Origin of the sequence: Pseudanabaena sp. PCC 6802 (assembly GCF_000332175.1) — a bacterium.
In the GTDB taxonomy this organism is placed as follows: Bacteria; Cyanobacteriota; Cyanobacteriia; order Pseudanabaenales; family Pseudanabaenaceae; genus PCC-6802.
The window spans coordinates 4,546,912-4,548,063 of the sequence record NZ_KB235914.1 but is presented as its reverse complement, the minus strand read 5'-3'; the positions used below and the strand labels follow the sequence as shown (position 1 = coordinate 4,548,063).

Here is a 1,152-nt window from a genome sequence, read left to right as displayed (position 1 = left end):
AACGCGGCACCGGATGCGACGAATGATACTGCCAGCACGATCGCTAGTACTCCCATATCCGTTGCAGTACTCGGCAACGATAGCGACCCGAATGGCGATCCGCTAACCGTGACGGCGGCCACACCCGGCACGAACGGCAGCACGAGCATCAGCACGAATGGCACCACATCGCCCACCGATGACGTGGTGGTCTACACGCCGAATAGTGGCTTCACGGGTACCGACTCGTTTACCTACACCATCTCTGATGGCATGGGTGGACTGGATACGGCGACGGTAACGGTGACGGTGAATCCCGCCCCGAACGCGGCACCGGATGCGACGAATGATACTGCCAGCACGATCGCTAGTACTCCCATATCCGTTGCAGTACTGGGCAACGATAGCGACCCGAATGGCGATCCATTAACCGTGACAGCAGCCACGCCAGGCACGAACGGCAGCACGAGCATCAGCACGAACGGCACCACATCTCCAACGGATGACGTGGTGGTCTACACGCCGAACAGTGGCTTCACGGGTACCGACTCGTTTACCTACACCATCTCCGATGGCATGGGTGGATGGGATACGGCGACGGTNACGGTGACGGTGAATCCCGCCCCCNACGCGTCACCGGATGCGACGAATGATACTGCCAGCACGATCGCCAGTACTCCCATATCCGTTGCAGTACTGGGTAACGATAGCGACCAGAATGGCGATCCGCTAACCGTGACGACGGCCACGCCAGGCACGAACGGCAGCACGAGCATCAGCACGAACGGCACCACATCTCCAACGGATGACGTGGTGGTCTACACGCCGAACAGTGGCTTCACGGGTACCGACTCGTTTACCTACACCATCTCCGATGGCATGGGTGGATTGGATACGGCCACGGTGACGGTGACGGTGAATCCGGCTCCGAACGCGCCACCGGATGCGACGAATGATACTGCCAGCACGATCGCCAGTACTCCCATATCCGTTGCAGTACTGGGTAACGATAGCGACCCGAATGGCGATCCATTAACCGTGACAGCAGCCACGCCAGGCACGAACGGCAGCACGAGCATCAGCACGAATGGCACCACATCGCCCACCGATGACGTGGTGGTCTACACGCCGAATAGTGGCTTCACGGGTACCGACTCGTTTACCTACACCATC

At 59.5% G+C, this 1,152-nt stretch carries 1 protein-coding gene; it reads left to right on the top strand.

Annotated elements, in window-relative coordinates:
• Positions 1-1,152, top strand: a 1,152-nt coding sequence (locus tag PSE6802_RS0126940) for an Ig-like domain-containing protein (RefSeq protein ID WP_019503128.1), incomplete at both ends; no start/stop codon positions are given.